Raw genomic sequence first — 21,909 nt, forward strand, 5'->3', positions numbered from 1 at the left:
CGCGCCGGGCGCCGAGCCGATGAAGGTCGGGGTGGCGGTCGTCGATCTGTTCACCGGCCTTTACGCCTCCAACGCCATCCTTGCCGCCCTGTGGCACGCGCGCGCGGCCGGCGAGGGCCAGCACATCGACATCGCCCTGTTCGACGTTCAGGCCGCCATGCTGGCCAATCAGGCGACCAACTACTTCGTGTCCGGCGCCGCGCCGACGCGGATGGGCAACGCCCACCCCAACCTGGCCCCCTATCAGCCCTTCGCCTGCTCTGACGGGATGGTGATCATCGCCGTGGGCAACGACGGCCAGTTCCGCGCCCTGTGCGCCGCCCTGGGGCTGGAGATCGAGGCCCGCTTCGCCACCAACGCCCTGCGGGTCGCCGAGCGCGAGGCGCTGGGGCCGCTGATCGCGGCGAAGACGGCGGGCTTCACCATGCAGGAGCTGATGCAGGCGCTGGAGGCGGCGGGCGTGCCCTGCGGGCCCGTCAACACCATCGATCAGGTGTTCGCCGAGCCTCAGGCCATCCATCGCGGCCTGACGGTCGAACAGACGCGGCCCGATCTGGCCGATCCGATCCGCACCGTCGCCTCGCCCATCCGCCTGTCGAAGACGCCGGTGCGATACGACGCCCCGCCGCCGAGGCTGGGGCAGGACACGGACGATGTGCTGAGCGATATCATGTCTGGCGATTGAGCGCCGTTGACAGGCGCTTCGCTTACCCTAAGGATGATGTCTTAACTTAGATACGACTCTGCGGCGGAGACCGTTCAGGACATGCCCAAGCCTCTACCGAGCGTTTCGGCCCGCAGCAAAGCGAGCCGCCGCCCCTGATGTTTTCCTCTTCTCGTATGCTTGGCGGCTTGAGGGACTTCGCCTTTGTCCTGATCGCCGCAATGACAGTGCTGTTTTTCTTGCTGCGGCTGACCGGCGACCCGGCCCTGGTCATTGCGGGCGAAGGCGCCTCTCCGGCTCAGATCGAGGCGATCCGCGTCGAATACGGCTTCGACAGGAGCCTGATCGTCCAGTACGGCCAGACCATGCTGCGGCTGCTTCAGGGCGACTTCGGCAAGTCGCTGACCGATGGAAGCCCGGCACTGGGCAAGGTCCTGGCCTCCCTGCCCGCCACCCTGTTCCTGGCCGCCATGGCGCTGAGTCTGAACCTGCTGATCTCCCTGCCGCTGGGCGCCTGGCTGGGGCAGAAGCGCACCGGGGCGGCGCGTCGTGCGGTGCGCGGCGTGCTGACGGTGATGCAGGGATTTCCCGGTTTCGTCATCGCCCTGCTGTTGATCAACCTGTTCGCCGCCGGGCTCGAATGGCTGCCCTCGATCGGCTACGGCGGACCGGCGACCTGGGTGCTGCCGGTGATCTCGGTCGTCTCCTTCCTGGCCCCCAAGCTGATCCGGGTGGTCGAGGCCAACACTCATGCCGCCCTGGCCGCCGACTTCGTGCGCACCGCGCGCTCGACCGGGGCGTCCGAAAACCAGATCCTGTGGCGCCATGTCCTGCCCAACGCCCTGCTGGGCGCCGTAGCCCTGATCGGGGCTGAACTGGCCTTCATGCTGACGGGGCTGGTGGTCATCGAGACCATCTTCGCCTGGCCCGGCATCGGCTGGCTGCTGGTGCAGTCCACGCTGAACCTGGACTTCCCCGTGGTGCAGGCCGTGGTTTTCGTCATGGTGGTCAGCGTCTTCCTCAGCAACGCCGTCACCGAGGCGGTGCAGGCCCTGCTGGACCCGCGCATCCGCAGCCGCGCGAGGGCTGCATCATGAGACGCAGCCTGTCCCCCACCATTGTCGGCGCCGGCGTGGTGGGCCTGTTCTGCCTCGCCGTCATGATCTTCGGCGACGCCTTGTCTGGCCACGACCACCGCGCCATCGACCTGTCGATGCGCCTGGCCGCCCCGCTGGCGCCGGGTCATCTATTGGGAACGGACGAACTGGGGCGCGACGTGCTGGCGCGCCTGCTGAACGGCATGCGCTGGTCGGTAGGGTCGGCCCTGTGCGCTACCCTGATCGCCTTCAGCATCGGCACGATCTTCGGCCTGGCGGCGGCGCACAAGGGCGCCTGGCTGGGCGGCGCCCTGAAGCTGCTGACCACCTTCACCCAGTCCTTTCCGTCCTTCGTCATGGCGGTGACGGTGATCGCCCTGCTGGGCGACAGCGGCTTCTGGGCGGTCACGCTGACGCTCGGCCTGGTGACCTGGCCGGTCTTCTCCCGCGTCGTCTACGCCGAGGCCAGCAGCCTGTTTCAGCGTGAATACGTCCAGGCCGCCGAAATGACCGGCATGGGCGTCGCGCGCCTTTACGCCCATCACGTTCTGCCGGCCCTGGTGCCGACGCTGTCGGTGCTGGTGGTCTTCCACTTCGCCGAGATGATCGTGGCCGAAAGCGCCCTGTCCTTCCTGGGCATCGGCGCACCGCTGGGGGCCGCGACCTGGGGCGCCATGCTGAGCGAAGGGCGCGCCTTCATGCTTCAGGCCCCGTGGCTGACGCTGGGTCCCGCCTTCGCCATGGTCGTCATCATCGTGGCCGCCCACAGCGTGGGCCAGCACCTGCGGAACCTGACCCGATGAGCGTTGCCGACCTGAACACGGCGCACGAAATCGTGCTGGATATCCGCAAGCTGAGGCTGGAGACCGTCGCCGACCGCCGCGTGTTGATCCCCAACCTCGACCTGACGATCCGCCGCGGCGAGATCGTCGGCCTGGTCGGCCAGTCGGGGTCGGGCAAGACGCTGACCTGCTTCGCCGTCGGCGGCCTGGTTCCGCCGGGCGTGCGCGTTGCGGGCGGCGAGATTCATCTGGAAGGCCGCCGCATCGACAACCTGGCCGAGGCGGACTGGCGCGCCGTGCGCGGCGGCCGCATCGGCATGGTGTTCCAGGACCCCCTGTCCTCGTTCAACCCGGTGAAGACGGTCGGCTCCATTCTGATCGAGTCGGCGCGTCGCCATCGCGGCCTCGACAAGGCGGCCGCCCGCGCCCTGGCCGTCGAAACCCTGCAAGCAATGCGCCTGCCGGGAACCGACGCCTGCGTCGACGCCTTCCCGCACCAGTTGTCGGGCGGGCAACGCCAGCGCGCCATGATCGGCCTGGCGCTAATCAATCAGCCCGCGCTGATCCTGGCCGACGAGCCGACCACGGCGCTGGACCCGACGGTCCAGTTACAGATTCTGGCCCTGTTGCGGCGTCAGGCCCAGCAGGCCGCCGCCCTGATGATCACCCACGACATCGCAGCCGCCGGCGCTGTCTGCGACCGTATCGCCGTCATGCTGGAGGGCGAGATCGTCGAGGAAGGTCCCACGACGCAGGTGCTGTACGAGCCCCGGCATCCCTTCACCCGCAGCCTGCGGGACGCCGCTCACCTGGGGAGACGGGCATGACCGCGCCGCTTCTGTCGATTCAGAACCTGGGGGTCGCTTACGGCAGCGGACGTGACCGCCGCTTCGTTCTGCGCGGCGCCGGTTTCGACCTGGCGCCCGGTCAGGTCATGGCCATCGTCGGCGAGTCGGGATCGGGCAAGTCGACCCTGGTGCGCGCCGTCGCCGGCCTGGCGACGCCCGCTGAAGGCAGGATCATGTTCGAAGGCGTCGCCCTGCCGCCCCTGGGCAAGCGCTCCAAGGCCATGCTGCACGGCATCCAGATGGTCTTTCAGGACCCCGGCGCCAGCCTGAATCCGCGCCAGTCGATCCGCACCGTGCTGGAAGAGCCGCTGATCGTGGTGGGCAGGCTGGACGGCGCGGCGCGACGGCGGCGGGTCGAAGAACTGATGGACCTCGTTCATCTGGACCGTCGCCTGCTGGACCTGCGGCCCTCCGCCCTGTCCGGCGGGCAGAAACAGCGCGTCGCCATCGCCCGCGCCCTGTCGATGGAGCCCCGCCTGCTGATCGCCGACGAGGCGCTTTCGGCCCTGGACTTCGCCAATCAGGACAAGGTCTCAGCCCTGCTGCTGGAGCTGAAGGATCGGCTGAATCTGGCCATGCTGTTCGTCTCGCACGACATGCGCAGCGTGCGCCGCATGGCCGACCACGTCTGCGTCATCGAAAGCGGTCAGGTGGTCGAACAGGGGCAGGTCGCAGAGGTCCTCTATCACCCCAAGAGCGCCTATACGCAGTTGTTGCTGGCCGCCGCCCTCAATCCGGCCGCCGCCCTAGCCGATCCGCGCCTGAGCGCCGCCCTGGAAGCCGGCGGCCCGATCACGGACGAGGCGCTGGCCGGCGTGATGGACATCATCGGCGCGAACGCCCTCATGCAGGAGCAGTCCCCCTCATGACGCCGAACCGCCTTCGCCGCTTCATCGCCGCCTGTCTGGGCGCCGCCCTTGTCGCCGCCTGCAGCCAGGGCGCCGCGAACAAGCCGACGCCTGCGGCCGGCAGCCAGGTGCTGCGCGTCGCCGCCGCCAGCCTGCCTTCCAGCCTCGGCAATCCGTTTCGGGGCAACAGCCGTCCCGGCTCCCTGCTGTGGCTGGCCATTTACGACGGCCTGACCGCCATCAACGACGACGACCAGTTGGGGCCGGGCCTGGCGACCGAATGGACGCTGGTCGAACCGACGGTCTGGCGCTTCAAGCTGCGCGAAGGCGTGCGTTATTCCAACGATCGCCCGTTCGACGCCGAGGTCGCGGCCGAGGTGTTCGCCTTCCTGCGCTCGGATCAGGGCAAGCGCACCCTGATCGGCTCCGAAGCGCGCGGCATCGTCGAAGCGCGCGCCGTCGGACCGCTGGAACTGGAGATCCGCACCGAGCGTCCCGACCCGGTCCTGCCGCGCCGCCTGGCCGCCATCATGATGATCGAGCCGAAAGCCCTGGCCGAGATGGGCATGGACGCCTACGCCCAGAAGCCGGTCGGCACCGGCGCCTTCGTCATGACCGGCTGGGACCAGCGCACCCGCCGCCTGACCCTGGCCCGAAACCCGAAATCATGGCGGTCGTCGACGATCGACGGCGTGGTCTTCTACGAACTGCCGAGCGCGGCGGGGCGGACTCAGGCCCTGCTGTCGGGCGATGTGGACCTGTCGCTGGTCGACTTGGAGGAGACGGAGCGGCTGGAGCGCAACGGCTTCCACGTTCTTTACAGGCCCTCCATGCAGGTGAAGGCCTACTCCTTCCGCAACGTGGGCGGCGATCCGTCCTCGCCCTTGCGCGACGTTCGCGTGCGTCAGGCGCTCAACTACGCCGTCGACAAGGAGGCGATCGCCTCCCTGCTGCCGCAGAACGCCAAGCCGTCGGGCCAGCCTGCGGCCAAGGGAGTGTTCGGCTACGACCCGACCATCGCGCCCTACCCCTATGACCCCGCCAAGGCGCGCAGTCTGTTGGCGCAGGCCGGTTACCCGAACGGCTTCAATCTGACGATGGAGGTCCTGACCGACGCGGCGCCGGGCGACGACATGATGTCCCAGGCGGTGGCCGAATACTGGCGCGCCGTCGGGGTCGACACCCGCCTCAAGGTCATGACCATGCCGGACTTCCTGGTGAAGTATCAGACCAACAGCTGGTCGGGCGAGGCGCTGGCCCTGTCGTGGAACAGCTTCCAGTATTACGATGTCACCCGCGCGATGGAGGACTTCTCCTGCATACGGCCGACGCCCTTCTTCTGCGACGCGGAAATCACCGACAAGCTGAAGACCGCGCGCGAGATCATGGACGATGACGAGCGGCTGAAGGCCTATCAGGCGCTGGGTCGACTGTACCGGGAGGCGGCGCCTTCGCTGTTCCTGATCGAGCACCAGGACCTGTTCGCCTATACGCCCAGGGTGGGCCACGTGAAAATCCGCCACCGCGTGCCGGTCTATGAAGAAATGACCCTGCGTTGAACATGGCCTCAGGCGCCGGTCCCTGGGACCTCGTTATCGTCGGCGGAGGGGCCGCGGGTATGGCCGCCGCCATCTTCGCGGCGGAGCGCACGTCTCGCGTCCTGTTGATCGACCACGCCGATGTGCTGGGCGGAACCCTCTGGGTCGCCAACGGCCAGTTGAGCGCGGCGGGCACGCGCCTACAGCGCGACAAGGGGATCGAAGACGACGCCCAGGCGCATTTCGACGACATCATGCGCCTAAGCCGGGGCACGGCGAACGAGGCCCTGGTACGGCTAGCGGTATGGAACGCCGCCGAGACGTTCGACTGGCTGATGGAACAGGGGTTCGACGTCGACCCCGCCTGTCCGGTCGACGGCGTCGGCCACGAGCCCTATTCGCGCGCGCGCTACTACTGGGGCCGAAACGGCGGCGCCTCGCTGCGCGACGTCCTGATCCCGCGTGTCGAGCAAGCCGTGGCAGACGGCCGCATCACTCTGCGGCTCGGCCATGAAGCACTGAGCCTGACGACCAACCCCGGCGGCGCCGTGACCGGAGTTAAGACCCGCGACGCCCACGGCGCCGAACATCATTTCGAGGCCGCCCAGACCGTGCTGGCGACGGGCGGCTATTCCGCCTCGCCCGACGTCTATCAGGCCCTGAACGGCGTCCCTCTCTACACCAATCTGCCCTATGCTTATTCGCAGGGGGTCGGGCACAGGCTGGGCTGCAGCGTCGGCGGATGGCTGCGCGGCCGGGAGAACTTCTTCATCAACTTCGGCTTCCTGCTGGACGGCGAAGGACCGCGCCCCGGCATGGTCGGCCGGTTGAACACCTATCCCCAGCGTCGTCCGCCGTGGGAGATCTACGTGAATGCCCACGGCGACCGCTTCGTGCGCGAGGACATGGAGTCAGTCGATGCCCGCGAAAACGCGCTGCTGGAGCAGCCCGAGCAACGTTACTGGGTCGTGTTCGACGAGCGGATCCTGACGGAGGCGCCGCCGTTCATCGCCGGCTTCGACGCCGGCGAAATACGCGCTCTGTTCGCGGACGATCGCCCCTTCTTCTACAAGGCGAATGATCTGGAGGCGCTGGCCCAGAAAGCGGGCGTCGACGCGCATGGCCTGATGCGCGCCGTGCGCGGCTATAATTACGGCGTCCATTCCGGCAACGATTTCCTGGGCCGCCGCCATCTTCCTCTCCCAATCGCGCAAGGCCCTTTCTACGCCATCCGGGTGCAGGGCGCGGCGGTCAGCAGCGCGGTCGGCCTGGCGGTCAACGACCAGCTTCAGGTGATCCGCCCCGACGGATCGGCCATACCGGGGCTGTGGGCCGCCGGCGAACTGCTGGGCGCCGGCCAGACCATGGGACGCGCCGTCTGCGGAGGCATGATGGCGACGCCCGCCCTGACCTTCGGACGCCTGCTGGGCCAGAGTTTCGTCCCCCTGAACTCCAAGGCCTGACTTCAAGCGGGGCTCCGGCTAGTGATCGTCGCGGTTACGTGGACCGCCTGCGGGGCGGATCACTAGCCCAAGCACTCTGGTCTCCGTTGGAAGTCACGCGGCTTTTGATGCACCTCCCATAATGCGGTCAGTTCGGCGACTACGGGGAGCGCCCAAGCCGTTCGACCGTCGAGCGATAGACACCAGTCGCCTGTTGCCGGGCGGGAACCATTTCGGGCGCCGTCCTCTCATGAGAGGCAAAGCCATGACGGGAGAGTCCGATGGGACAACCGAAGCAGTCGAAAGGTCGAGAGCAGAACGCCGCCATTCCGGGCGGCAAGCCAGATGCGGCCACGTCCGATGAAGCCGTGCGTCGGGTGGGACGAGAATCCAGCCGTCGCGCCGGGCCTGACGGACCTGACGCCCGCGAGGTTGGCGACACGTTCAAGAAGACGTCGGCCGCCCCCGCGGCCAGCGCGAAACCACAAAGCCGCCCTTAAGCTGCGGAACGGCCGTCGCGCCTAGGTGAAGCTTCGAGAGCCCCCTCGTGATCATGCCACGCCACGGCAGGGTGCCGGAACGAAGCCTTATCGGCGCGTCATCGCCCTGTCCTGCGCCTTAGACGTGAAGGCGGCGCGATTGCGTTCGCGCCGCCTCCCCTCATCGCGCCTTATCGATATCGCGCGCGCTCGGCCGCGATTTCTTCGGTGGTATAGGGCGCGGCGGCAGGGTCGAAGTTCGTCCAGCCGGCCTCGCGGTAGGCTGCGCCTCGAGCGCCGGCGTCCCAGCCCCGGCTTTCGTCCAGGATCGCCTGCGCCCTGGACCGCTCCGCTTCATCGACGCGAACGCTGACCAAGGTCCCGCCCCGACGCACGCTCTCGGCGTAGACGTGGGCGTCATTGTCATCATGGCCCGCCTCCTTGAGCGCGCCGAGGATGCCGCCGACCGCGCCGCCCGCAGCGGCGCCCGCGACGCCCGCAGCCGCCGCCGACGCAAGCCAGCCGGCAGCCACCACGGGGCCCAACCCCGGCACCGCCAGCATGCCCAGGCCTGCCAGAACGCCGGCGCCGACGCCGAGCGCGCCGCCCGTCGCCGCGCCCTTGCCAGCGCCTTCTGCGACGTCGTTCTCGCCATCGCCGTTCATATCGCCCGGCGAGCGCCCGTGATGGCGGTGGCCCTCATGCCAGTTATCGGAATTGTTGGAGATGATGCTGATGTCGCCCTCTGCAAAGCCTGCGGCTTCAAGGGCGGACACGGCATCCATCGCTTCGGTGTGAGTATCGTAAAGGCGCGTGATCGTGGGCATGGAAATCTCCTTAAGCATCAGGAAGCGGGCGAGGCGCTGACAACGCCCTTGTAGTCGACGGAAACCTTGGACTGGACGCCGTCCTTGACGGCGGTCGCCGTCCAGACGCCGTCTTGGCCTTGGCTCAGGGCGCCGATCTGGGCGTAGCCCTGTTTTTCAATGGCGCTTCGCGCCTGGCCCTCGGTGAAGGAGTTCGCGCCCGGCGTGAGCGTCCCGTCTGCAGCGTTCTGCGTCGTGTCGACAGCGGGATTCCTGGGCGTTTCGGACTCGGACACCACAGGCCCTTCAACAGGCGCCTCGGCGTCGCGACCATTGCCGCACGCTCCCAGCAGAAGGGCGGCTCCCGCCAGGCCGATGAGGGCTCTTGTCATGGACTTTCTCCTTTGATGAGGTGTTGAAGGAAGCCGCCCGGATTCAAACCGTTCCGCCGCGTCGAAGACTTTCTCGTCGACCTTGCGTCCAACATCCTGCGCAAAAGAAGCTCAGGCTGAGGCCGAGCCGCCGCCGCGCCTCCGCTCGGGAGCGGGACGCTTACCGCCAACGTCGATAGGCTTTTCGCGGGCCTGGGCGATCAGGCGAGCCTCTCCGAAAAACTTGGAAGGACCGCGTCAAAGTCCACTTTTATGTCAGCGACCTCGGCTCTTTCGGAAGCGATACCGGCGCCTCCTGGAAGGCCTGAATGAGTCCCGCTCGACTACTGTGTTTTCGATTTCGGCCAGCCAACACCGATCCGATGAGGGAAGCGCCCGCCAGACGCGTAGATGATCACGCGGCCAATATCGGCCAATACCTTGGAGACCGCGCGTGGGTTACTCAAATATCGTCCCCTTCGTCGCCGTCGCGGCCGTGACGATCGCGGCCGGCCCGGCGGCGGCGCACGCCCGTCTCGTCAGCGCGACGCCGGCGCCCGGTTCCGCCGTGTCGGCGCCCCGGTCCATCAGCCTGACCTTCAGCGAGCGGACCATGGCGGCCTTTTCCGGCTTCGACGTGATAAACGCCGCGGGTGCGAAAATCGCGATCAGGGTCGCTGTGTCACAGGACGGCAAGACCCTGACCGGAACGCTGGCTCGGCCGCTGCCTGCCGGCGCCTATGTCGTCAATTGGCGCATCGCTTCCAGCGACGGCCACCGCATGACCGGCCGCCACGACTTCACCGTCCGCTGAAATGGCCGACGTCTGGATCGTCGTCCTGCGCGGCCTGCAATACGCCGCCGGGGCGTTGCTGCTGGGGCTGCCCGCCTTCATGCTCTACAGTCAGCGGGCGGTCGGGCCGCTGCGCCTGGGCTGGCCGCGTCAGGTCCTGATCTGGGCGGCGGCGGCGGCGGCTGTGGCCGCGCCCGCCGCCCTGGTGGCCCAGACCGCAATCATGGCCGGTTCGTTGAGCGAAGCCGTCAAGCCCGCCTCCCTGGCGTTTATGGTCACAGGCACGGGATTGGGCCAGGCGCTGATGGTGCGGACGCTGGCGGCCGTCCTGGCGTTGGGAGCGGCCCTGCTGCTGCGGCCCGGTCGTCCGATGTGGAGCGTGCTGACGCTGCTGGGCGTCATCATCTCGGCCAGCTTCGCCTGGACCGGCCACGGCGCCGCGACCGAAGGCGCAGGCCATGCGGCGCATCTGATCTCCGACGTCCTCCATGCCCTGGCCGCCTCCATCTGGATCGGCGCCCTGGCCGCCTTCGCGGTCCTGGTCGTGCGGCGACCCGCGGAGGATCCCGTCTGGGAGGCGAGCGTGGCGCGCAGCCTGACCGGGTTCGCCGGGGTCGGCGCGGCGGCGGTCGGCACGTTGATCGTGACCGGCCTGATCAACAGCGCCTTCCTGGTCGGGCCGTCGAAGGCGCTTGAACTGTGGACCAGCCCGTATGGCGTCCTTCTGATGATCAAACTGGTCCTGTTCGGCCTGATGCTCGGCCTGGCGGCGATCCACCGTTTTCGCCTCGCGCCTCTGATGGCCAGGGACGCCGGTCAGGCGCTTCCCCATCTGAAGAAGAGCCTGACGATCGAGTTCGCTGCGGCCTTGGGGATTCTGGCCGTCATCGCGGTCATGGGAACGCTGCCGCCACCCGCAGCCCTGTAGCGACGAGTCCTAGAGGGCGGCCTTGCGGCGGGCCGCCCGCACCGCCCGCGCCGTCTTCAGGTCGCGCGCCAGGCGTATCCAAAGCAGGATGAAGCCGGTGATCACGATGCTGAGCGTCAGTGCCGTCAGGCCGATCAGCAAGGGATGGTTGAAGTTGTCGCCGTCCTTGAAGTCCAGGATATGGAGCCGCCAGAAGAAGTCGTAGAAGCGCCAGACCGCCGAGCGCCGCGTCACCACATCGCCCGTCTGCGGCGACAGATAGAAGGCAGTCCGTTCGGCGTCGTTGAATTCCACGCGCCAGATCGCCCCCTCGCGGCCCGTCTCCTTCGGCGCCTGATCCAGCAGAACCGCCTGCCTGGGCGCCGCCCCGCCCCGATAGGCGGCCGCTGCCAGGGCCGAGGCCTCGTCCTCCCTCATGGCGGCGAAGGGCCGGCCGGTCGCGGCTGCCACGGTGACAGGCGCGCCCTCAAGCGGAGTCAGGACCCAGGCAGGTCCGCGCGGCGTGGTTTTCAACTCGGCGCGCGCGGGCGCCACGCCGGACAGGCGCGCGGCTTCGGCCAGCGGCAAGGCCTGATCCAGGGCCAGGGCGACCTGCGCCGGCGCATTCAGCCGATGCTTGATGCGCACCGCTTCGATCGGGATTGCGGTCATGACCAGGCCGCCCCCGACCCAGAACAACACCTGCAAGCCCACCACCAGGCCGACCCATTTGTGAATCTGGGTCGAATAACGCAGGACCTTCATAGCTTCCCCTCAAGCTCAAGGCGCCGCGGCCGCTACGGCCGAATGAACCCTATACGCCTATCGACGCGCGCCCCCTCATGCGCTTTCAAGGGAAGGAACGACGGGCTGCGTATTCACCGTCGGGGCCGCGAGGATTTGCAATGACCGACGACATCGAGCGCATGCTGGCGACGCCGCTTTCAAGCGACGAAACCGCGCATCTGACCGGGCTGGAAGGGCGCGTCTGGCGCCGCATCGAGGAGCGGCAGGCGCAACGCCGCCAGGGTCAGGTGCGCCTGGCCGTCCTGGCCTTCGCGCTGCTGGTCGGCGTGACCAACGGCGGCGTACTGGGCCAGGCCTTCAAGCCCCGGCCGTCCGACATCCAGGTCTTCAGCGTCTCCGCCGGCCTGTCGCCGATGACGAGCGTCGAGGTTGGCGGATGAGCTCGAACTGGAAGTCGATCGCCCTGACCGTGGTCATGGCGGCCCTGGCGAGCGCCGGCGGAGCCTGGCTTGGCGCCGGCTGGATGATGCAGCGGCATGAGACGCCCGGCTTGCATGAGATCGTGCACCAGAAGCTGGACCTCACTGCCGAACAGGATGTCCGCCTGGACGAGATCGAAGCCCGCTTCGCCGTTCGGCGCGAGGCTCTGGAGGCAGACGTTCGCGCCGCCAACCGCGAACTGGCCCAGGCCATCGCCGCCAGCCAGGGCGACAGCCCCGAGGTGCGCGCCGCGGTCGATCACTTCCACGACGCCATGGGCGCGCTGCAGAAAGCGACCATCGCCCATGTGTTCGAGATGCGCGCGGTGCTGACGCCGGAACAGGCTCGCGTCTTCGACAGGGAAATCGCCGGCGCCCTGACGCAAGAGCCCAGGTAAGCCCGGGGTGGCGGCCGACGACGACACAGACGAAATCCGGGCCGCGCAGGGCGATCGACGCGCCTTCTCCGCCCTGATGGCGGCGACCAGCGGCGAGCTGTACCGCTTCGTCCGCCGGTATGTCGGCGATGCGGACGAGGCTCAGGACCTGCTGCAGGAAACCTACGCCTCCGCGTGGATGGCCATCCGGCGCTACGATCCGGCGCGGCCCTTTGCGACGTGGCTGCGCAGCATCGCCGTCAACAAGTGCCGCGACTGGGGCAGAAAGCGGACGGTGCGGCGCATCGTGCGCGGCGTCATGGGACTGGACGGTCCCGAAGCCATGGCCGTGGGCGAGGATGCGCCCGAGCCCGAGGCCCGGCTGGACGCCGGCCGCCGCATGGCCGACCTTGATCGCGTCCTGGCCGACCTGCCCGACGCGCTGAAGGCGCCGCTTCTGCTGGCAGCCCTGGAAGGCCGCTCTCACGCAGAGATCGCCGAAGTGCTCGGCGTCACCCCCAAGGCGGTGGAAACCCGCATCGCCCGCGCGCGACAGAAACTGAACCTGGCCCTGAGGGGTTGAGACCGACGCGCGTCGGACACCCTAGACCTGGACCTTGGCCGAGCCTGCGGCGCCCTGCCGCAACGGCGGGGCGAGGGGCCATCGCATTCTTCGCGTATCCCGATCAAACCTCTTCCCTGCCCGCCATCCCTTGGCGAACGGCTTCCTTGAGACCTGGACGACATGGCGACAACATCCCTGGACCGTCGAACCCTATTGAGAGGCGCCGCCCTGGGCGGCGGCGTCCTGGGCCTGCAGGGCCTACTGCCCGCCTGGGCGCAAACTGGATCGCCGGGCCTTCGCGCCGACCTGCCGACCCTGACCGGGCCGAACATCGACTTGAGGGTCGGGCGCTCCGACTTCACCGTCGGCGGGCGCACCGGCCATGCAGTGACGGTGAACGGCCTTTTGCCAGCCCCCCTGCTGCGGATGCGCGAGGGCCAGAACGTGCGCCTGTCGGTGACCAACACCCTGGACGAGGACACCTCGATCCATTGGCACGGCCTGCTGCTGCCGTTCCAGATGGACGGCGTGCCGGGCATCAGCTTCCCCGGCATCAAGCCGCGCGAGACCTTCGTCTATGAGTTCCCGATCAGGCAGTCGGGCACCTATTGGTACCACAGCCATTCCGGCCTTCAGGAAGCCATGGGCCACTATGGCCCTATCGTCATCGATCCGGCGGGCGCCGACCCGGTCGCCTATGACCGCGAGCATGTTCTGGTCCTGTCGGACTGGAGTTTCCTGCATCCGCACGAAATCCTCGACAAGCTGAAGAAGAGCCCCGGCTACTTCAACCAGCAGAAGACGACGCTGGCGGGCCTGATCGACGGCTCCGACCGCATGGACCTGGCCGAGCGGCGGATGTGGGGCTCCATGCGCATGGACCCGCGCGACATCCTGGACGTCAACGGCTCGACCTACACCTATCTGGTCAACGGCCACGGGCCGGACGAGAACTGGACCGGCCTGTTCCGGCCCGGCGAGCGCGTGCGCCTGCGCGTGATCAACGCCTCGGCCATGTCGATCTTCAACGTCCGCATTCCGGGTCTGGCGATGACCGTGGTCAACGCCGACGGCGAGAACGTGCGCCCGGTCGAGGTGGACGAGTTCCAGATCTCAGTCGCCGAAACCTATGACGTCATCGTCCGTCCCACTGAGGATCGCGCCTACACCATCGTATCCGAGGCCATCGACCGTTCGGGCATGGGCCGCGCCACCCTGGCGCCCCGCCTGGGCATGACGGCCGAGGTCCCGCCGCTGCGCCAGGTCCCGAACCTGACCATGAAGGACATGGGCATGGGCGGCATGGATCACGGCGGAATGGACCACAGCGCCATGGGCCACGGCGCTGCCGGCGCCGACCACGCGGCCATGGGCCACGGTACGGCCGCAAGCGCGGCCGCAACCGCCGCGCCGATGGACCACGGCGGCATGAGCCACAACATGCGCGATCCGAACAACGCCCCGGCCGACATGGCGGTCGGCGTCGGCGTCGACATGATTTCGCCCGCTCCTTCCAACCGCCTGGCCGACAGGCCCCAGGGTCTGGATAACGTCGACCACCGTGTGCTGGTCTACGCCGATCTGGTCTCGCTGACGCCGAACAAGGATCGTCGCGCGCCCTCGCGCTCCATGGAGATCCACCTGACCGGCAATATGGAGCGGTTCATGTGGGGCTTCGACGGACGCAAATTCTCTGAGGTCGTCGAACCGATCCGTTTCGAGCTGAACGAACGGGTGCGCGTGACCCTGGTCAACGACACCATGATGGCCCACCCCATCCACCTGCACGGCCATTTCTTCGAACTGGTCAACGGCCACGACGGACATCAGCCGCTGAAGCACACGGTCAACGTCGCCCCGGGCGGCAAGGTCGCCTTCGACCTGACCGCCGACGCGCCCGGCGACTGGGCCTTCCACTGTCACCTTCTGATGCACATGCACGCGGGCATGTTCAACGTCGTCACTGTTCGCCCGCTGGATGGAGCCGTCTCGTGAACTCCCTTTCTCTTTCGCTCGCGCTCGCCCCGCTGATGGTGGCCGCGGGCGGGCCCGCCCTGGCCCAGAGCCATGCCGGACATGCCGGCCATGCTTCCGCTGCTCAAGCGGCGCCTCCGCCGGCCAAGCCCGCGCATGACTGCCCGATGATGCGCGACGGCAAGCCCTGCCCCACGCACGGCGCAGCCCCCACCGGCGCTCAGGCCGATCCCCACGCGGGCCACGCCACGGCTCCAGCCCCAGCGGCCCAGCCCGACCCGCACGCCGGTCATGACATGAGCAGCCATGCCGGACACGGCGCTGCTGCGGCCGATCCCCACGCGGGCCACGCCACGGCTCCAGCCCCAGCGGCCCAGCCCGACCCGCACGCCGGTCATGACATGAGCAGCCATGCCGGACACAGCGCTGCTGCGGCCGATCCCCACGCGGGCCACGCCATGGCTCCGGCCCCTGCGGCCCAGGCCGACCCGCACGCCGGTCATGACATGGGCGCGACACGCGGTGGTCCGAACATCCCGACCAGCGTGGACGCCGTCGGCGGCCGCATGGTCGAGACTCCTCCCCCCGCCGCCGCGCGCGCGGCCCCCGCCCACGCCGCTGACCTGCTGTTCGACCCGGTCGTCATGGCTGCGGCGCGCAAGCAGTTGCTGGCCGAGAACGGCGACATCCGCTCGACCGCCGTATTCATCGACTCCCTCGAAGCCAACTTCGGCGACGGCGCCGACGGCTACAGTTGGGAGGCCCAGGGCTGGACCGGCGGCGACATCAACCGCTTCTGGTGGAAGACCGAGGGCGAAGGCGAGTTCGGCGGCAAACTGCACGAGGCCGAGTTCCAGGCCCTCTACAGCCGTGCCGTCGCCCCCTTCTGGGATCTGCAGGCAGGCCTGCGCCAGGACATCCGTCCCGACGGCGACGACACGACCCACCTGACCGTCGGCGTCCAAGGCGTGGCCCCTTATTGGTTCGAGATGGGCGCCGCCGCCTTCCTGTCGACCGAGGGCGACCTGACCGCCCGCTTCGAAGCCGAATACGACCAGCGCATCACCCAGAAGTGGATCCTGCAGCCGGCGGTCGAACTGCATATGTCGGCGAGCGACATCCCGGAACTGGAGGTGGGCTCGGGCCTGACCTCGGTCACGGCGGGGCTGCGCCTGCGCTATGAAATCCGCAAGGAGTTCGCGCCCTATGCCGGCGTCGAGTGGAGCCGCTCGCTGGGCGACACGGCCGATTACGCCAAGGCCCGCGGCCAAGACGCCGAGGACATGCGTTTCGTGGTCGGCCTGAAGGCCTGGTTCTAACACTGAAGGATAGCTGACAATGATGCGCACCTTGGCTTTCACCACTGCGCTGGCTCTCACCGCCGGCGCAGCCTTCGCGCAGGATCCCCATTCCGGCCACGCTGGAATGCATCCGCAGGCATCGGCCGCCTCGGGCATCGTCACCAGCCCGGCCGACGGCGCCATGACGCACGGCTCGCCGGAGCGCTTCAACGTGACCTTCCCCCATCCGATGATGCTCAGGACCGTCACCCTGACGATGGAGGACCATGCTCCGATCGTGGTCACGGCGCCGGAAGCGCCTGCCGCGCTCAGCGTCGGCGCGCCCCTGCCGCGTCTCGCGCCCGGAACCTATCGGGCGATATGGGTCGCCGAGGCGCCGGACGGCCACCGCATGACCGGGACCGTCAGCTTCATGGTTCACTAAGAGCGACGCTAGCTCGAGCCCAAGGGTCGACCTGGGGCGCGAGGCAGGCCCCGACGACCTGGAGCCCCTGACCCTCGCCCTGGCCGAGATCGGCCGACGCTCGCCCCCGAAGCCATGAGCGCTGCCTTAGGAATCCTCGGCGGGTCTATGGAGGGCTACCTCGCCCAGTTCGACAGCATCGATGTCTTCATGACCCCGACGCAGAACAAGCCGCCGGTCCCGCTGTCCTATCTGGATCAGGCCCTGCCGGTCGAAACCCAGATGGAACGTCTGTTCGGCTACGCCCCGACGTGGCTCGACAACGTCGCCGGCACGCCCGCGATTACCCTGCCGATGGGCCAGAGTCGTGACGGCCTGCCTCTCGGCCTGCAGTTCTCAACCCGCCCCGGGGGCGAAGCCATCCTGCTTCAACTAGCCTTCGAGCTTGAACGCGAGTTGCAATGGCGCCTGCGCAAGCCGCCGGTCTGGGTGGGGTGATGGACGGAGCCAACGCCCAAGTGACCTCCACGGCCGAAGCCGCAGTCTATGGCGTAGCTGAGCGCCAATTCACGGCCGGACCTCGGTTCCGCTTCTGATCGGATACGCCGGTCCGGGTGGGCCCGCGCGTCGATCTGCCTGAAGACCAGCAAACCCTCAGGCGACGAAACGTCGCCGTCCCTTCTGGACTGTCATCCGGTGCGCGCCTGCGACGGCGGTGCTGCGCGCCTTGATCGTCTCCATGAAGATCCACTCGCCGCCGACGCGGTCCGGCGTGATGTCGATCATCATATAGCCGCGCCCGCTGGTCTGGGCCCAGGCCATCTCCGGGTTGGCGGCGACGAAGGAACGGGCGGCGACCGAGGGGGCCACGCCCAACTGTTTTTCGATGCCGTTGGAGGTCACGGCCTGACCGGCGAACTCCACCCCGGCCGGGCGACCGTCCTCGGACAGTGAATAGGCCCAGGCGTTGTGGCTGTCGCCGGCCAACATGACCAGATCCGCGTCGGCCGCCTGCGCCGCCTTGAGGAAGCGCGAGCGCGCCGCCGGATAGCCGTCCCAGCGGTCCATCCACATGGGCAGGCCGACCCGCCCCGCCCGCGCGGCGTTGGTGAAGGAGCGGACGGCGCCTTCGCTCAGGTCCGAGCGCAGCCAGCTGACGGCGTCGTGGGGCATGACGGTGCGCCCCATGATCGTGCCCATACCCACCACCTGCCAGGCTGTCTTGGGTGCGTTGATCCGCAGTTCGCGCGCCAACCAGGCCTCCTGGGTCGAGCCCAGCATGGAGGCCGAGGCGTCCTGCCAGGCGCCGTCGCGGAAGGCGGTCAGGGCGGCTTCCGTCCCCTCGCGATAGGCGGCGCCGATGTCGGCCTGGCGCGTGCGGCCGATCAGGCGCGATTCCGTGCGATAGAGGGTGGCCAGATCGCCGATCGGATAGGCTTTCCACGGCTCTTCCGAGATCGGCATCCATTCCAGATAGGCCTGAGCGGCGGCGGCGCGGCGCGTGCTCCAGTCGCCTTCGGTGGCCGCCTGATGGTTCTGCGCCCCGCCTTCCCAGCTGTCGTTCGTCGATTCATGATCGTCCCAGACGCAGACCATGGGCGCCGCCGCATGCACGGCCTGCAGGTCGGGGTCGGCGCGATAGCAGGCGAAGCGGAGGCGATAGTCGGCCAGAGCCACCATCTCGTGGTCATGGGCGGGCAGGACCGCGCGCTCGGCGATCCGGTCATCCACGGCGTAGGAGCCCAGGCCGTACTCATAGACATAGTCGCCGACGTGCAGCCACAGATCGACGTCGTCGCGCGCCGCCGCATGGGCATAGGCATTGAACCAGCCCATCGGCAGGTTGGAGCAGGAGAACAGCCCGATGCGGAACCGCTCGGCCCGGCCGACCGGCAGGGTCCGCGCCCGCCCCGTCTGCGACCGCGAACCTTCTGGGCCGATAAAGCGATACCAGTAGGTCGTGCCGGGTTGCAGACCGTCCAGGGTGATCTTCACCGTCCAGTCGCGATAGGCGCCGGTCCGCACCACGCCGCGCGCTGCGACCTGATGGAAGCTTGGGTCCAGGGCGATCTCGGCGTCCAGGCGGACCTCGTCGACGCCGCCCGAGGGAACGTAGCGGCTCCACAGCAGCAGGGAGTCCGGCCCTGGTTCGCCGCTGGCCACGCCGTGGGTGAAGCCGGAGGCGCTGAGAAGTTCGCGCGCCAGCGCCGCGCCGCCCGGCAGGCCCAGCGCCGCCAGGCCCAGGCCGCCGCCCAGCACCAGCCGCCGTCGATCAAGCATCAGAGGCATGCCATATCCTTTGGAAATGCAATCGAGCGACAGGGCCGCCCGCTTAGGCCCAATACGGCCGCGCCGTCGCGAGACGACGCAGCCGCCGGGCCTTCAGACGTTCAGGCGGATCAGAAGACGCCCTTGACGCCGATGTTCCACATCGAGCCGTAGACGGTGTACTGCTGCACCCGATCACGCTCGTTGGAGTAGATGACGTCCGGCGAGTTGAAGATGTTCCGACCGGCCAGCATCAGGTCGAAGCGGTCGTTGATCTTGTAGTTCACGCTGACGTTCCACAGTTCGCGCGGCGAGTGGTAGAGGACGCCGTTGTTGGCCGTGGTCGGCGTGTTGTTCAGACCGCTGACGCGATACTTCGACTGCCAGTTGCCGTTCAGCTGGAAGTCGAAGCGCCCGATGTTGTAGCGCACGCCCCAGTTGGCGGCCTGTTTCGGCGTGCCCTGACGCTCGCCGTCCGGATCCAGGTAAGTCACCGAGCCATGCAGGCCCAGGCCGCGCCAGGCGCCCGGCAGGAAGGTCAGTTGCTGGCTGTATTCCGCGACATAGCCGCGGTTGGTGCTGGTCCCCGGCAGGTTCTGGGCGCTGCGGAAGGTGTAGCCGGCGTATTCGGCCGGATCGAAGCCGACGTCCTCCGGGTTTACCGTCATGCCGGTGACCTGCATGTCCTGCATGTCGAGCTGGTAGGCCGACAGACCGATGATGCCCGCCGGCGCCAGATAATACTGCAGGCTGGCGTAATACTTCGTCGAATGCTCCGGCTTCAGCTCGGGGTTCGGCACGGTGACGATCATGGTGTCGTCGTTGACCGACACCACCCCGCCCAGGTTGCCGTAGTCGGGGCGCAGGACCGCCTGACTGAAGGACAGCTGGCCGACCAGCTTGTCGGTGAAGTCGTACTTCACCCCGCCGCTCCAGAACCAGTCGTCGTACTCGCCCTTGCGATCCTGATAGGTCCCGTTGTTGTACTGGTACAGCAGCCCCTCGACGGTGTTGACCGACAGGCCGGCGTCCGCGACCTCCTTGGCCGGACGGATGACGGCGATACGGGCCGCCGTCTCGGTCTTCTCATAGCGCAGCCCCAGGTCGAAGCGCGCGCGGCCGGCGTCGGCCTGGGCCTCGACGTAGGCCGAGGTGATGTCTTCCTTGACCCGCTTGTTGTTGTCGAGACGGCGCTTCAGGTTGCCGACCTCGTCCGCCACGAAGTACTCAGGGTGTTCGCGGTAGATGTCGTACATTCCGTAGTGGCTATCGGCGCGCCAACCTTGGGCGTTCATGTTGCCCGCATCGAAGCCGATCATCTCGAAGCGGTATTTCTGCGTCCACGGCACCACGGCTTCGGGGGCGGTCTGGGTCAGATCGCCGGTCGAGCCGACATACTGGAACTGCTGATAGGAGCCCTCGTCCGTACGCCAGTCATTGCTGCGCGCGCCCAGGCCGCCCATCAGGGTGAAGTGGACGTCGCCTAGGCTGAGCCGCTTCTTCGCGTCGAGGTTCAGCGAATACATGTCGTTGACGGCGTCCGATTCCGCCGTGCGGACGTTGTTGCCGATGTCGATGTCGCGATTGAAGTTCATCGGATCGCTCCACGAACGACCCGCCGTCTGGCGCAGATACCAGGCGTTGGAGTCCGTGGAGTCGCGCTCCATCTCGAAGCCGATCCCCGTCAGGTGGTTGTCGGTTCGCTGGAAGAAGCCCTTGCTGGTGTCGCGGAAGTTGAACTCCGCCGACGAGTAGCTGGCGCGCAGCGCCGCTTCCCACGTCTCGCCCTTATATTCCAGCTTCGGCGCGATCAGATAGGTCGGCGTTCCGGCGTAGCGGTGCGAATAGCCGGTGTGCAGCCGGGTGTTCCGGCCGTCCGGATTGACCACGATATGCGTCCCCGTCGAGTCAGGCGTGGCGTAGGACTTCGTCGTCGTGCCGAACGTCAGATAGGTGTACTGGTTGAAATACTCGACGTCATAGAACGAGTAGTTGCTGCGCAGCGAGAAGATCAGGTCTTCGGTGAACTTGTAGTCGACCGCCAGGTTGGCGGCGGATCGGCTGGTCAGCTTCGGCCCCGGACGCCACATGACCTGGTAGGGGATCACCCGGCCGTCAGCCAGGTAGGACCAGTCGGTCTGGATGCGATCCTGCTGCACATAGTTGGCGTTGTGGCTGGCGCTGACCGCGACGCCCAGGCGGCCGTCCAGGAACACGTCGGCGTAGGAGAACTGGGCCGAGGGATAAAGGCTGGCGTGCTTCTTGTCGTCGGGCATGTAGTGGCGCGACAGGGCCGAGTCCGAGGTCGCCACCCCGCCCACCTGAAAGCGCAGCTGCCGCTCGGGCAGCTGGAAGGCGTACTTGCTGCGCAGGTTGATGCTGCCGCCCGGCGAGTCGGCGTCCATGCTGGCCAGCAGGGTGTGGTTCAGCTCGATCGTCTCGATGCCGGTGATCGACATCTGCTCGAACGAGTTCTGACGGCCCGAGTTGTTGTTCGAGGTGGCCGTGGCCATCCTGGCCCCGTCCATGGTGAAGGTGGAGTATTTGGGCGGCAGGCCGCCGATGCGCACGGCCGTGGCGTCGACCTCGGTATAGTCGATCGACAGGCCCGGCATCGACTTCATGAACTCGCCCACGTCGCCCATGGTCAGGGCGCCGAAATTGTCGGCCGGGACCACGTTCTTGGCGTTCATCGCCACGCGGCGCTCCATCAGCGCCTTGGCCTGGCCTCCGCGTGCGGCCGTGACCACGATGTCCTCCACGGCAGACGCCTCATCGGAGCCAGCATAGAGCGGGGCCTTCAGCGCGATGTCGACAACCGTGGTCTGGCCTGCGACGACGCTGGCTGTGGCCCGCGCGTCCTGCAGGCCGGCGTAGCGGACCACAAGCGTGACCTCGCCCGTCGGCACGCCGCTGAGACGGAAGGCGCCGCCGTCCTCGGAATAGGCGACGATGCCCGTGCCTTCGACGCGAACCTCGGCATTGCGCAGATACTCGCCGCTGACGGTGTCGAGCACCCGGCCGCGCAGGGCGCCGGCGGCGGCGGGCGCCTGGGCCGCGGGCTGGCTGGTCGTTTGCGCCACCGCCGCCTGAGGCGTCACGGACGCAAAGGCGGCCGCCATCAGCGGATACAGCAAGAGGGCTCGCGGGCTGGCGCTGGCGAGGTGGCGAGAACGGGCCTTCATGGGAGTTTACTCGAACAACTAGGAGGGAAGAGAAA

General features: G+C 67.9%; 21 protein-coding genes. 16 read left to right on the forward strand and 5 right to left on the reverse strand.

All coding sequences use genetic code 11. From position 1 onward, the window contains the following. From ACLBV5_RS14115 to ACLBV5_RS14145, 7 genes are all read left to right on the forward strand, one after another. On the forward strand, positions 1–685 hold a 685-nt coding region (locus ACLBV5_RS14115; RefSeq protein ID WP_447606070.1), incomplete at its 5' end, for a CaiB/BaiF CoA transferase family protein. A 155-nt stretch (positions 686–840) separates the two neighbouring features. Further along, a complete protein-coding gene (locus ACLBV5_RS14120) occupies positions 841–1,761 on the forward strand; it encodes an ABC transporter permease (RefSeq protein ID WP_003169797.1) in 921 nt (306 codons plus the stop codon). After that, positions 1,758–2,564: an ABC transporter permease gene (locus ACLBV5_RS14125; protein WP_447606071.1), complete on the forward strand. Its 807-nt coding sequence runs from the start codon at positions 1,758–1,760 to the stop codon at positions 2,562–2,564. The genes ACLBV5_RS14120 and ACLBV5_RS14125 overlap by 4 nt, the downstream gene beginning before the upstream one ends. Next, positions 2,561–3,370, forward strand: coding sequence for an ABC transporter ATP-binding protein (locus ACLBV5_RS14130; protein WP_253122574.1), 810 nt, complete (start codon positions 2,561–2,563; stop codon positions 3,368–3,370). The genes ACLBV5_RS14125 and ACLBV5_RS14130 overlap by 4 nt, the downstream gene beginning before the upstream one ends. Then, positions 3,367–4,260 carry an ABC transporter ATP-binding protein gene (locus ACLBV5_RS14135; RefSeq protein ID WP_253122572.1) on the forward strand — a complete coding sequence of 298 codons (894 nt, stop codon included), beginning with the start codon at positions 3,367–3,369 and terminating at the stop codon, positions 4,258–4,260. The genes ACLBV5_RS14130 and ACLBV5_RS14135 overlap by 4 nt, the downstream gene beginning before the upstream one ends. Further along, a complete protein-coding gene (locus tag ACLBV5_RS14140) occupies positions 4,257–5,798 on the forward strand; it encodes an ABC transporter substrate-binding protein (protein WP_447606072.1) in 1,542 nt (513 codons plus the stop codon). Before ACLBV5_RS14135 ends, ACLBV5_RS14140 begins: the two co-directional genes overlap by 4 nt. Before the next feature lie 2 nt (positions 5,799–5,800). After that, entirely contained in the window at positions 5,801–7,240 is a 1,440-nt protein-coding gene (locus tag ACLBV5_RS14145) for an FAD-dependent oxidoreductase (protein ID WP_447606073.1), read from the forward strand. 649 nt (positions 7,241–7,889) lie between these two features. On the opposite strand, the gene ACLBV5_RS14150 is transcribed toward ACLBV5_RS14145, so the two are convergent. Both ACLBV5_RS14150 and ACLBV5_RS14155 read right to left on the reverse strand, forming a co-directional pair. Further along, entirely contained in the window at positions 7,890–8,525 is a 636-nt protein-coding gene (locus ACLBV5_RS14150) for a hypothetical protein (protein ID WP_447606074.1), read from the reverse strand. A gap of 17 nt (positions 8,526–8,542) precedes the next feature. Continuing rightward, positions 8,543–8,896, reverse strand: a complete 354-nt coding sequence (locus ACLBV5_RS14155) for a hypothetical protein (protein ID WP_025977533.1) — start codon at positions 8,894–8,896, stop codon at positions 8,543–8,545. 433 nt (positions 8,897–9,329) lie between these two features. On the opposite strand from ACLBV5_RS14155, the gene copC reads away from it, so the two are divergent. Continuing rightward, the gene (gene copC / locus ACLBV5_RS14160) at positions 9,330–9,689 is read left to right on the forward strand and encodes a copper homeostasis periplasmic binding protein CopC (RefSeq protein ID WP_447606075.1); all 360 of its coding nucleotides are present in this window, start codon (positions 9,330–9,332) and stop codon (positions 9,687–9,689) included. Between the two features lies 1 nt (position 9,690). After that, positions 9,691–10,596: a copper homeostasis membrane protein CopD gene (gene copD, locus ACLBV5_RS14165; protein ID WP_447606076.1), complete on the forward strand. Its 906-nt coding sequence runs from the start codon at positions 9,691–9,693 to the stop codon at positions 10,594–10,596. 9 nt (positions 10,597–10,605) lie between these two features. Here copD and ACLBV5_RS14170 read toward each other — a convergent pair whose 3' ends face one another. Beyond that, entirely contained in the window at positions 10,606–11,340 is a 735-nt protein-coding gene (locus ACLBV5_RS14170) for a PepSY domain-containing protein (protein WP_447606077.1), read from the reverse strand. 140 nt (positions 11,341–11,480) lie between these two features. On the opposite strand from ACLBV5_RS14170, the gene ACLBV5_RS14175 reads away from it, so the two are divergent. The 7 genes from ACLBV5_RS14175 (at position 11,481) to ACLBV5_RS14205 (ending at position 16,919) form a co-directional block, all read left to right on the forward strand. Then, the gene (locus ACLBV5_RS14175) at positions 11,481–11,762 is read left to right on the forward strand and encodes a hypothetical protein (protein WP_025977537.1); all 282 of its coding nucleotides are present in this window, start codon (positions 11,481–11,483) and stop codon (positions 11,760–11,762) included. Then, positions 11,759–12,199: a Spy/CpxP family protein refolding chaperone gene (locus ACLBV5_RS14180; protein ID WP_025977538.1), complete on the forward strand. Its 441-nt coding sequence runs from the start codon at positions 11,759–11,761 to the stop codon at positions 12,197–12,199. The genes ACLBV5_RS14175 and ACLBV5_RS14180 overlap by 4 nt, the downstream gene beginning before the upstream one ends. 7 nt (positions 12,200–12,206) lie before the next feature. Beyond that, a complete protein-coding gene (locus ACLBV5_RS14185; protein ID WP_447606078.1) occupies positions 12,207–12,761 on the forward strand; it encodes an RNA polymerase sigma factor in 555 nt (184 codons plus the stop codon). Positions 12,762–12,923: 162 nt separating this feature from the next. Beyond that, positions 12,924–14,738 (forward strand): copper resistance system multicopper oxidase, encoded by a 1,815-nt coding sequence (locus ACLBV5_RS14190; RefSeq protein ID WP_447606079.1) that lies wholly within the window; start codon positions 12,924–12,926, stop codon positions 14,736–14,738. After that, the gene (locus ACLBV5_RS14195; protein WP_447606080.1) at positions 14,735–16,036 is read left to right on the forward strand and encodes a copper resistance protein B; all 1,302 of its coding nucleotides are present in this window, start codon (positions 14,735–14,737) and stop codon (positions 16,034–16,036) included. Before ACLBV5_RS14190 ends, ACLBV5_RS14195 begins: the two co-directional genes overlap by 4 nt. Positions 16,037–16,055: 19 nt before the next feature. Further along, positions 16,056–16,442: a copper resistance CopC family protein gene (locus ACLBV5_RS14200; RefSeq protein WP_025977542.1), complete on the forward strand. Its 387-nt coding sequence runs from the start codon at positions 16,056–16,058 to the stop codon at positions 16,440–16,442. 147 nt (positions 16,443–16,589) lie between these two features. After that, positions 16,590–16,919, forward strand: coding sequence for an amidase family protein (locus ACLBV5_RS14205; RefSeq protein ID WP_447606081.1), 330 nt, complete (start codon positions 16,590–16,592; stop codon positions 16,917–16,919). 156 nt (positions 16,920–17,075) lie between these two features. Here ACLBV5_RS14205 and ACLBV5_RS14210 read toward each other — a convergent pair whose 3' ends face one another. Further along, positions 17,076–18,710 (reverse strand): alkaline phosphatase D family protein, encoded by a 1,635-nt coding sequence (locus tag ACLBV5_RS14210; protein WP_447606082.1) that lies wholly within the window; start codon positions 18,708–18,710, stop codon positions 17,076–17,078. Between the two features lie 110 nt (positions 18,711–18,820). Next, positions 18,821–21,874 carry a TonB-dependent receptor gene (locus ACLBV5_RS14215; RefSeq protein WP_447606083.1) on the reverse strand — a complete coding sequence of 1,018 codons (3,054 nt, stop codon included), beginning with the start codon at positions 21,872–21,874 and terminating at the stop codon, positions 18,821–18,823. Positions 21,875–21,909 lie beyond the last annotated feature (35 nt).

The sequence above is a fragment of the Brevundimonas sp. M1A4_2e genome, from assembly GCF_053345555.1.

Coding starts and splice junctions, on each gene's coding strand:
- ACLBV5_RS14130 (WP_253122574.1), top strand. CDS start 2,561: ATGAGCGTTGCCGACCTGAACACGGCGCACGAAATCGTGCTGGATATC.
- copD (WP_447606076.1), top strand. CDS start 9,691: ATGGCCGACGTCTGGATCGTCGTCCTGCGCGGCCTGCAATACGCCGCC.
- ACLBV5_RS14215 (WP_447606083.1), bottom strand. CDS start 21,874: ATGAAGGCCCGTTCTCGCCACCTCGCCAGCGCCAGCCCGCGAGCCCTC.
- ACLBV5_RS14205 (WP_447606081.1), top strand. CDS start 16,590: ATGGAGGGCTACCTCGCCCAGTTCGACAGCATCGATGTCTTCATGACC.
- ACLBV5_RS14190 (WP_447606079.1), top strand. CDS start 12,924: ATGGCGACAACATCCCTGGACCGTCGAACCCTATTGAGAGGCGCCGCC.
- ACLBV5_RS14150 (WP_447606074.1), bottom strand. CDS start 8,525: ATGCCCACGATCACGCGCCTTTACGATACTCACACCGAAGCGATGGAT.
- ACLBV5_RS14120 (WP_003169797.1), top strand. CDS start 841: ATGCTTGGCGGCTTGAGGGACTTCGCCTTTGTCCTGATCGCCGCAATG.
- ACLBV5_RS14125 (WP_447606071.1), top strand. CDS start 1,758: ATGAGACGCAGCCTGTCCCCCACCATTGTCGGCGCCGGCGTGGTGGGC.
- ACLBV5_RS14175 (WP_025977537.1), top strand. CDS start 11,481: ATGACCGACGACATCGAGCGCATGCTGGCGACGCCGCTTTCAAGCGAC.
- ACLBV5_RS14200 (WP_025977542.1), top strand. CDS start 16,056: ATGATGCGCACCTTGGCTTTCACCACTGCGCTGGCTCTCACCGCCGGC.
- ACLBV5_RS14135 (WP_253122572.1), top strand. CDS start 3,367: ATGACCGCGCCGCTTCTGTCGATTCAGAACCTGGGGGTCGCTTACGGC.
- ACLBV5_RS14180 (WP_025977538.1), top strand. CDS start 11,759: ATGAGCTCGAACTGGAAGTCGATCGCCCTGACCGTGGTCATGGCGGCC.
- ACLBV5_RS14210 (WP_447606082.1), bottom strand. CDS start 18,710: ATGCCTCTGATGCTTGATCGACGGCGGCTGGTGCTGGGCGGCGGCCTG.
- ACLBV5_RS14145 (WP_447606073.1), top strand. CDS start 5,801: ATGGCCTCAGGCGCCGGTCCCTGGGACCTCGTTATCGTCGGCGGAGGG.
- ACLBV5_RS14155 (WP_025977533.1), bottom strand. CDS start 8,896: ATGACAAGAGCCCTCATCGGCCTGGCGGGAGCCGCCCTTCTGCTGGGA.
- ACLBV5_RS14170 (WP_447606077.1), bottom strand. CDS start 11,340: ATGAAGGTCCTGCGTTATTCGACCCAGATTCACAAATGGGTCGGCCTG.
- ACLBV5_RS14140 (WP_447606072.1), top strand. CDS start 4,257: ATGACGCCGAACCGCCTTCGCCGCTTCATCGCCGCCTGTCTGGGCGCC.